Raw genomic sequence first — 8,397 nt, 5'->3', positions numbered from 1 at the left:
GCTCGTGATGACCGAGACCCTCTCGGCCTGCGCCGTGATGCGCGGCTCGGAACGCCGCCACCTTCGCCGAAGCGCGCTTCACCCTGAAGACCGGCTGGCCGTGCAGCTCTTTGGCGCCAAGGCGAAGACCCTCGCGGATGCATGCCGGCTACTTGACGATCAAGGCGTCCGGTGGATCGATCTGAACCTCGGATGCCCGGTTCCCAAATTCATCCGCAAGGGTGCGGGCGCTGCCTTGATGCGAACGCCGCTCGAGATCGGGCGCATCGTCGAAGCCATGCGCAGGAGTTTCGGCGGTGTCCTCTCCGTCAAGATGCGGAGCGGCTGGGACGCGCACTCCCTGAACGCCCCGGAGGTCGCTCAGATCGCGGCCAAGGCCGGTGCCGAACTGATCACGATCCACGGTCGAACCCGCGCTCAGCAGTACCGCGGCCAGGCAGATCGCCAACTCATCCAGCAGGTCGTCGAGGCAGTTCCGGAGCTCCCCGTCCTGGCGAATGGTGACGTGGTCGAAGCGGCCGACGTCGCGGCCATGGCAGCAGAAACCGGCGCCGCCGGCGTGATGATCGGAAGGGGTGCGATTGGCAACCCCTGGATCTTCGAGAGAGCCCTCTCTCTGGCCGCGGGCGACCCCGTTCGCCCACCGACCACGGGAGAGCGATTGGCCACCCTCGAGCGCCATGCAGAACTGATCTCCTCGGTGGCCCGTGACGATCGGGAGCGCGTACGTGAGCTTCGTCGTTATGCGAGCGCCTACTCCAAGGGGCTGCCGGGCGGCCGGCATTTCCGAGTCCATGCCTTGCAGATCCAGGAAGCGGAAACGTTGGTCGACCTCACACGAACCTTCCTGGCAGAAGCCGGCCCGGAGGCCGCGTGACGACCCGCGAGCTGGGCAGCGTCCTCGAGGCGATCGTCGCGGGCGTGGTCGTGCTGGATCGCGACGGGCGGGTGGAAGAGATCAACTCGGCCGCCTCCCGCATCGTCGAGCGCTCTCGCGAACAGGTCCTTGGCCAGCCCGTCGAGGATCTGGTGACGCCGAGCCATGCGCTCGCGCGGTTGGTGCGGAAGGCCTTGGCCCGGGGCAACGGCTTCACCGAGAGCCATCAAAAGGTCGAGAGGCGTAGCCTCGAGGATGCTGTGGTCGACATCGCCGCAACCCCGCTCTTTGCGGAAGGCGAACTCGACGGCGTCGTGATGGTGTTGCGGGATCGAACGGCGCGCAACCGCCTGGATCAGCTCGAAGAAGAACGCGAGCGCTTCGAGGCGTTTGGTCGGATTGCGGCGGGCCTCGCCCATGAGATCAAGAACCCGCTGGGCGGGATTCGCGGCGCAGGCGAGATCCTGGGCCGACGTTCGAGCGATGAGAAGAATCGGGAGATCTCCGAGTTGGTCGTCCGGGAGGCCACGCGCATCGCCAGCCTGGTCGATGATTTCATGGTCTTTGCCCGTGGCGATCGTCTCGATCTCGTCCCTTTGAACGTCCATCGGGTGCTCGATCACGTGCTCGAGCTGGCTGGAATGGACCCCGCCTTCGCTGGCGCACGCATAGAACGAAACTTCGACCCCTCCATCCCAGACCTGCTTGCCGACGGCGACCGCCTGACCCAGGTGTTCTTGAACCTCATCCGCAACGGCCTCCAGGCCCTCGGCCAGGGCGGCGGAACGATCACGATCACGACCCGTGTAGCGCTGGAACGGCGCCTGGTCACCGATACGGGGCACTCACGCCCTACCGTGGTGATCAGCATCGAAGACGATGGTGCGGGCATGGATGCGGAGGAATTGCGCCAGGCGACGCTGCCATTCTTCACGACGCGAACCGGTGGCACGGGCCTGGGGCTTGCGGTCGCCGAATATTGGATTGCGCAACACGAGGGAACGTTGGACATCGAGAGTGAGAAGGGCGTGGGGACCCGCGTCCGAGTTGCCCTGCCCCTCGTGCCTGCGCCCCCGGAGAGGAGCCCGGAGTGAAAGAGAGCGCCCGCGTGCTGGTGGCGGACGACGAGCAGTCGATCCGCTTCGTGCTGCGAGAAACGCTGGAGAGTGCGGGACACGAGGTCGTCGATGTCGCGACGGGCGAAGAAGCGCTCGAAGCGCTCGCCAGCCAGGCATTCGAGATCGCATTCTTCGACATCCGCATGCCGGGCCCCAGTGGCATCGAGCTGTTGCGGCATGTGAAGTCGATCGGCAACGACGTCGCGGTGGTCATCATCACCGCGCAGAACACCCTCGAGAATGCCGTCGAGGCCATGAAGGAAGGCGCCCTCGACTACCTCGCGAAACCGTTCAGTACGGAAGAGATCCTGCCACTGGTCGACAAGACCCTGCGCACACGCGCGCTGGAGAGCGAGGTCCGCTCGCTGCGGCGGGAGGTCTCTGGACGGATCCCGCCCGGCGAACGATTGGTTGGCCTGAGCGCCTCTCTGCTCGAGGTGTTCAAGACGATCGGCCGGGTGGCACGAGGAAATGTCGCGGTGCTGGTGACTGGCGAGAGTGGTACCGGCAAGGAACTCGTCGCCCGCGCGATTCATGGGGCGAGCCCTCGGGCCGACGGCCCCTTCGTCACCGTGAACTCCGCCGCGATTCCGCGCGACCTGCTCGAAAGCGAACTCTTCGGCCATGAGCGCGGCGCCTTCACCGGCGCCCTACAAGCGCGAGCGGGTCGATTCCGCGAAGCCTCGGGCGGAACGATCTTTCTGGATGAAATCGGCGACATGCCGACCGAACTCCAGGCAAAACTGCTACGGGTTCTGCAAAGCGGTGAGGTCTCGCCGGTTGGTGGAAGCCAGACGGAAAACGTCGATGTGCGGGTGATCGCGGCAACACACCGGGATCTCGAAACTGCAGTTGCCGATGGGAGCTTCCGTGAAGACCTGCTCTACCGGTTGCGCGTCGTCCCCATCCACATGCCGCCGCTACGAGAACGGCCGGAAGACATCCCGCCCCTCGCCCAGCACTTCCTGCAACGCTACGACGCCGAACTTACTGACCGGCCCCATGTTCTCGCCGAGGAGACCACCGCACGTCTGGCCCGACACGATTGGCCGGGCAACGTGCGCGAGCTGGAAAACGCCATCAAGCGGGCCCTGGTGTTGGCCTCGGGAGATGTGCTGGCTCCGGAGGACTTCTCTTTCCTCGAGCGCCGTGCAGCCGCGACGGAGCTGGAACCCTCGCTGCCCGAATGTCTGGAAGAGCGGGCCATCGCGGAAACGCAGGCGGCTCTCGAGAGCGGCGAAGACGATATCTATCGGGGTGTCCTGCCAAGGGTAGAGCGCGCGGTGATCGAAACCGTGCTGCGCGAGACCGGCGGGAACCAGATCAAGGCTGCAGCCAGGCTCGGCATCAACCGGAATACCTTGCGCAAGAAGATCGTCGATCTCGAAATCGATGTTCCCGGACGGCCATGAGCTTCGATCGCCGACCGGAAACGAGCTTCCCTCGCCGACCGGGAACGAGTTTCCCTCTGGCAGGCTTGTTCGTCCTGGCCGATGACGATCCGCGTTGGCCTCATGACCCGGTGGCCCAAGCCCGTGCGGCCTGTGCCGGAAGCGCTGCTGTGGTGCAGCTGCGCACCAAACATGCGACCGATCGGATCGCATTGGCCTGGGCGCGGGAGATTCGCGCGTTGACCCGAGAGGCCGGCGTGGGCTTCTTCGTGAACGACCGCTTCGATCTGGCGCTTCTGGCCGAAGCAGATGGTGTGCATCTGGGCCAGGAGGATCTCGCCCCGGACCGGCTGCCGCCGGAGGCTCGCTCGCGTCTGCTGGTCGGCCGATCGACCCATGACGAGGCCCAACTCGATCGGGCTGCGACGGAGCCGGTCGACTACGTCGCTTTCGGTCCGGTGTTCGGCACGGCGTCGAAGGACAGTCCCTACACGCCGCGCGGGCTCGAAGCCCTGGGCAAGACCGCCGCCCACGTCGCGCCGAAGCCCCTCGTCGCGATTGGCGGAATCGGCGAAGCCGAGGCCGGTGCCGTGGCGACCGCGGGAGCGGCGGGGTTCGCCGTGATCTCGGCGGTCGCCGGAGCTACGGATCCACTGGAGGCCACCCGCCGGTTGGTCGAAGCATTCGGCATGACCCGATCGGAGCAGACCGGATGAGCGACGTGGGGCTGCGTCTGACCAGCGCTTTTGGGCTACTGGCCATGATCGCGGTGGCCTGGGCGTTCTCCGAACATCGGCGTCGCATGCCTTGGCGTGTGATCGGCTGGGGCCTGGGCCTGCAGGCGGTGCTGGCCCTGCTGCTCCTGAAGACCACACCGGGTCAGGTCTTCTTTCGCGGTGTGAATGATGCCGTGCTCGGCTTCCTGCAGTTCACGGAAGCCGGCACGACCTTCATGTTCGGACCCATCAAGGCGCTGGGCTTTTCGTTCGTGCTCGACGTGCTCCCGATCATCCTCTTCATGGGGAGCATCTTCTCCATTCTCTACCACTGGGGGATCGTCCAGCGCGTCATCGACGGAATGGCATTGGTCTTGCGCCGCACCCTTCGAACCTCGGCCGCCGAAAGCCTCGCCGCAGCCGCCAACATCTTCGTGGGCATGACCGAAGCGCCGCTGCTCGTCCAGCCCTACCTCGAACGCATGACCCGAAGCGAACTCTTTACCGTGATGGTCACCGGCATGGCCACGATCGCCGGCTCGGTGCTCGTCGCCTACGCCAAGATGCTCGGAGAGGGCGAGTTCTCGGGGCACCTCGTGACGGCCAGCCTGCTCTCGGCACCTGCTGCGATCCTGATCGCCAAGGTCATGGTTCCGGAAACGGAGACGCCACTCACGATCGAATCCGGCCACGCAGCGGTCGAGCGAACCTCCGTCAACTGGATCGATGCGGCCAGCCAAGGCGCCTTGGCAGCGCTGCGCCTGGCCGGTTACATCGGCGCGCTCCTGCTCTGCTTCGTCGCGCTGATCGCCCTCATCAATGCCTTCCTCGGAATGGTCGGAGGATTCGTGGGGCAACCGGACCTCACGTTGCAGCAGATCCTGGGACTGCTGTTCTGGCCACTGGCTTTATTGCTAGGCGTAGAGCCCGCCGAGAGCTTCCAGGTGGCTCAGCTCCTGGGAGTCAAGACCGTACTGAACGAATTCCTGGCCTTCGACCAACTGAGCGGGCTGATGGCCGATGGAGCGATCTCCCACCGCTCCGCCGTCATCTCCAGCTACGCCCTCTGCGGCTTCGCGAACTTCGGCTCCCTGGCCATCTTGCTAGGCGGAATCGGCGGCATGGCACCCTCGAGGCGTCCGGAACTCGCGACTCTCGGCCTTCGTTCGATCCTTGCCGGCACCCTCGCCACCCTGATGACTGGCTGCGTGGTCGGCATCCTGCTCTGAGGCCAGACCTCACGCCTCCAGGAACGCGCGGATCACCGCCATGCCGCGCTCAGGGTCGTCTCGGAAGACGCCGTGGCCGCAGCCCTCGAAGCGCTCGTAGCGAACCCATTTCTCGGGCATGACAGCCGCAATCTCATCCTGATCCTCGATCGGGCAGACCGGGTCGCGGGTCCCGCCGAGCACCAGGGTCGGGCATTGGACGCGCTCCAGCCGATCCAGGTAGTCGAACCGGCTGCCCTCGTCACCCGCGAAGTGGAAGAGCACGTCGAGATTCATGCGCACACGACCGAACTCCTCCGGAGAAGCCGGCTTGCTTCCGTACACGGAGACTGCATTTCTCGTGTACTCGGGAAGGGTTTCGAGGCTGGGCTGCGTCCAGAAGCGTTCCGCGGCCCCTCGCGCCTGCTCACCTCCGACCTCCAGGAATCGGTCCAGCATCCGAGGCAAGTTCATACGCGCCGACGTACTCGAAAAGACCAGCTTCGACGGATGCTCCGGATGCCGCGCGGCATAGGCGATGGCGACCATTCCTCCAAAAGATTGCCCCATCACGATTGGACGCTCGATCCCCAGCGCGTCACAAAGCCCGCGCACATCATCGGCCCACTGATCCAGGTTCCAATGCTCTCTCGGCCCGTGCTCGCTGCGCCCGTTCCCCCGGTGGTCCAGGTACACGATCTGCACCTGGTCACGGAGCTGCTGGAAATCCGGCTTCCACATCGAATGATCGAAGCCCGGCCCACCGTGAAGCAGGATCAGCGTCGGCTTCTCCCGCATCTCGGCGCCATCGGCGGCGAGATTCTCACCATCCACATCGAAGAAGAGCCGGACGCCATTGACCTGGGTGTACATGGGGGAACGCTAGCTCGGAAGACGGCGATGTTCATTGAGGATTACCGCGCCCTGCCCTCCCGCCATGCCGCGATCAGTTCCTCGTAGCGCACGGTTTCGCCCTTCGGCTTCTCGTTCGCGAGCTCTGGCTTTGGCGCCCCGGGCTTCGCGAACCAGATGGAAGGATCGATCTCGGGGCCGAGCTTCGGGCCGCATTCCCCCTGCACCTTGGCGCGCTCCAGGCGCTTGAGTACGCGATCCTGCTGGGCTGCCAACGAGTCGAGTGCCTGCTGGGGTGTGCGTTCACCGGATACGGCCTCGGCGACGTTCTGCCACCAGAGTTGAGCGAGCTTCGGGTAGTCCGGCACGTTCGTACCCGTCGGCGTCCACGCCAGACGCGCCGGGCTGCGGTAGAACTCGACCAATCCGCCAAGGCGCGGGGCCGCTTCGGTCATGGCCTCCGAGGCGAGATCGGATTCGCGGATCGGCGTCAGCCCTTCCAGGGTCTTCTTCAGGGAGACCGTCTTGGATACGGTGAACTGGGCATAGAGCCAGGCGGCTTTCCGGCGTTCCAGCGGTGTGCTCTTCAGCAGCGTCCAGGCTCCCGCGTCCTGATAGCCGAGCTTCATGCCCTCTTCCCAGTACGGCCCTCGCGGCGACGGCGCCATCCGCCAGCGCGGCGTGCCGTCATCGTTCATCACCGCGATGCCGGGCCGGGTCATGTCCGCCGTGAAGGTCGTGTACCAGAAGATCTGTTGGGCCACCTGGCCCTGGGCGGGTACGGGCCCGGCCTCGGAGAAGGTCATGCCCGCGGCTTCCGGCGGCGCGAAACGCTTCAACCAATCGATGTAGCGCGTCAGGGCGAAGACTGCGGCCGGGCCATTCGTTGCGCCACCCCGCGCGACACTCGAGCCCACTGGCTGGCAGCCCTCGACGCGGATTCCCCACTCATCCACGGGTTTGCCATTCGGTATCCCTGCATCGCCCGCGCCCGCCATCGAGAGCCACGCATCCGTGAAGCGCCAGCCCAGGGAAGGATCCTTCTTTCCGTAGTCCATGTGTCCGTACACGCGAACGCCGTCGATCTCCTTCACGTGCACGCTGAAGAACTCGGCGATGTCCTGGTAGGCCGACCAGTTGACGGGGACACCCAACTCGTAGCCATAGAGCTCGAGAAAGCGCTTGCGCAGATCCTCGCTCTGGAACCAGTCGTGGCGGAACCAGTAGAGGTTGGCGAACTGCTGGTCCGGAAGCTGGTAGAGCTGCCCGTCGGGGCCGGTGCCGAAGCTCTTGCCGATGAAGTCCTCCACATCCAGCCCTGGATTCGTGACCGCCTTTCCTTCGCCCTCCATGAACTCCGAGAGCGAGACCGCTCGGCCATAGCGGAAGTGGGTTCCGATCAAGTCCGTATCGTTCACATAGGCGTCGAAGATATTGCGACCGGATTGCATCTGGGTCTGCAGCTTCTCGATCACGTCTCCTTCCTGGATCAGGTCGTGATTGACCTGGATGCCCGTGATCTCCCCGAAGGCCTTGGCCAGGACCCTGGCCTCGTACTCATGGGTCGTGATCGTTTCGGAGACGACGTTGATCGTCATGCCCCGGAAGGGCTCCGCCGCTTTCCGGAACCAGGCCAGCTCGGCGAGCTGCGCCTCACGATCCAGCGTCGAGGGAGAGAACTCCTCATCCACCCACTTCGCTGCGGCGGCCTCGCGTTCATCCGCAGAAGCTGCGCTCACGAAAACCAGCGCGAACAAGAGCCCGAGCATGCGTCCCATCATCTTCCTCCCTATCCGAACCGCATGACGGATACCAGAAGCAGCGCCGACAGGCCCAACGCGAACAAGGGGCTCCAGGGCGTGAGGCCCAGCCATGCGAGATGCAGGAAGGCGCTGGCCAGGAGCCCGATGAAGAGACGATCGCCGCGGGTCGTCGCGATCGGGAGCAGGCCTTCCCTCAGATTCGTGGGCGAGAGCCGCTGCCAGACCGTCATGCCGACGAGCAGGGCGCCGATTCCCAGGAAGAAGGCCGCGGTCGGCACCGTCCACGCCATCCACTCGAAATCGCTCATGCGCGCCCCATGCTGAGGCCCTTGGCTGTTGGCGATCACGAGAAACCGTAGAAATCTGATCATCTAGCCGTGGTCGCGCGCGAGTGCTGGTTTCTCGTCAGAACGGCGAATCGGTGTCGGTCGGATCGGTGTCGAGTTCGCGATCGAGAGCCGCGAGGTAGTGT

At 65.1% G+C, this 8,397-nt stretch carries 8 protein-coding genes; 5 read left to right on the top strand and 3 right to left on the bottom strand.

Annotation, left to right across the window (positions count from 1 at the left end):
• The 5 genes from GY937_10070 to GY937_10050 form a co-directional block, all read left to right on the top strand.
• Positions 1-877 (top strand): tRNA-dihydrouridine synthase (locus GY937_10070; GenBank protein ID MCP5057055.1); only part of this gene is annotated, 877 nt, incomplete at its 5' end.
• Entirely contained in the window at positions 874-1,971 is a 1,098-nt protein-coding gene (locus GY937_10065; GenBank protein ID MCP5057054.1) for a PAS domain-containing protein, read from the top strand. The genes GY937_10070 and GY937_10065, both read left to right, overlap by 4 nt.
• Positions 1,968-3,407, top strand: a complete 1,440-nt coding sequence (locus GY937_10060) for a sigma-54-dependent Fis family transcriptional regulator (protein MCP5057053.1) — start codon at positions 1,968-1,970, stop codon at positions 3,405-3,407. The genes GY937_10065 and GY937_10060 overlap by 4 nt, the downstream gene beginning before the upstream one ends.
• Complete coding sequence (gene thiE, locus GY937_10055; protein ID MCP5057052.1) at positions 3,404-4,102, top strand: thiamine phosphate synthase; 699 nt, start codon at positions 3,404-3,406, stop codon at positions 4,100-4,102. Before GY937_10060 ends, thiE begins: the two co-directional genes overlap by 4 nt.
• Positions 4,099-5,331, top strand: a complete 1,233-nt coding sequence (locus GY937_10050; GenBank protein MCP5057051.1) for a NupC/NupG family nucleoside CNT transporter — start codon at positions 4,099-4,101, stop codon at positions 5,329-5,331. The genes thiE and GY937_10050 overlap by 4 nt, the downstream gene beginning before the upstream one ends.
• Before the next feature lie 9 nt (positions 5,332-5,340).
• Here the strand turns inward: GY937_10050 and GY937_10045 are convergent, their stop codons facing one another.
• From GY937_10045 to GY937_10035, 3 genes are read right to left on the bottom strand one after another with little or no spacing between them, the layout of a single operon-like run.
• The gene (locus GY937_10045; protein MCP5057050.1) at positions 5,341-6,183 is read right to left on the bottom strand and encodes an alpha/beta hydrolase; all 843 of its coding nucleotides are present in this window, start codon (positions 6,181-6,183) and stop codon (positions 5,341-5,343) included.
• Between the two features lie 41 nt (positions 6,184-6,224).
• Positions 6,225-7,943 (bottom strand): carbohydrate ABC transporter substrate-binding protein, encoded by a 1,719-nt coding sequence (locus GY937_10040; protein MCP5057049.1) that lies wholly within the window; start codon positions 7,941-7,943, stop codon positions 6,225-6,227.
• 8 nt (positions 7,944-7,951) lie between these two features.
• Positions 7,952-8,233, bottom strand: coding sequence for a DUF2160 domain-containing protein (locus tag GY937_10035; GenBank protein ID MCP5057048.1), 282 nt, complete (start codon positions 8,231-8,233; stop codon positions 7,952-7,954).
• Positions 8,234-8,397: the final 164 nt, after the last annotated feature.

The organism is bacterium (assembly GCA_024228115.1).
In the GTDB taxonomy this organism is placed as follows: Bacteria; Myxococcota_A; UBA9160; order UBA9160; family UBA6930.
Note: the sequence above shows the minus strand (reverse complement) of the source record. Positions and strands in the feature narration are given on the sequence as shown.

Excerpts from the sequence above, each read along its gene's own strand:
- thiE (MCP5057052.1), top strand. The coding sequence starts at position 3,404 with ATGAGCTTCGATCGCCGACCGGAAACGAGCTTCCCTCGCCGACCGGGA.
- GY937_10050 (MCP5057051.1), top strand. The coding sequence starts at position 4,099 with ATGAGCGACGTGGGGCTGCGTCTGACCAGCGCTTTTGGGCTACTGGCC.
- GY937_10045 (MCP5057050.1), bottom strand. The coding sequence starts at position 6,183 with ATGTACACCCAGGTCAATGGCGTCCGGCTCTTCTTCGATGTGGATGGT.
- GY937_10040 (MCP5057049.1), bottom strand. The coding sequence starts at position 7,943 with ATGATGGGACGCATGCTCGGGCTCTTGTTCGCGCTGGTTTTCGTGAGC.
- GY937_10035 (MCP5057048.1), bottom strand. The coding sequence starts at position 8,233 with ATGAGCGATTTCGAGTGGATGGCGTGGACGGTGCCGACCGCGGCCTTC.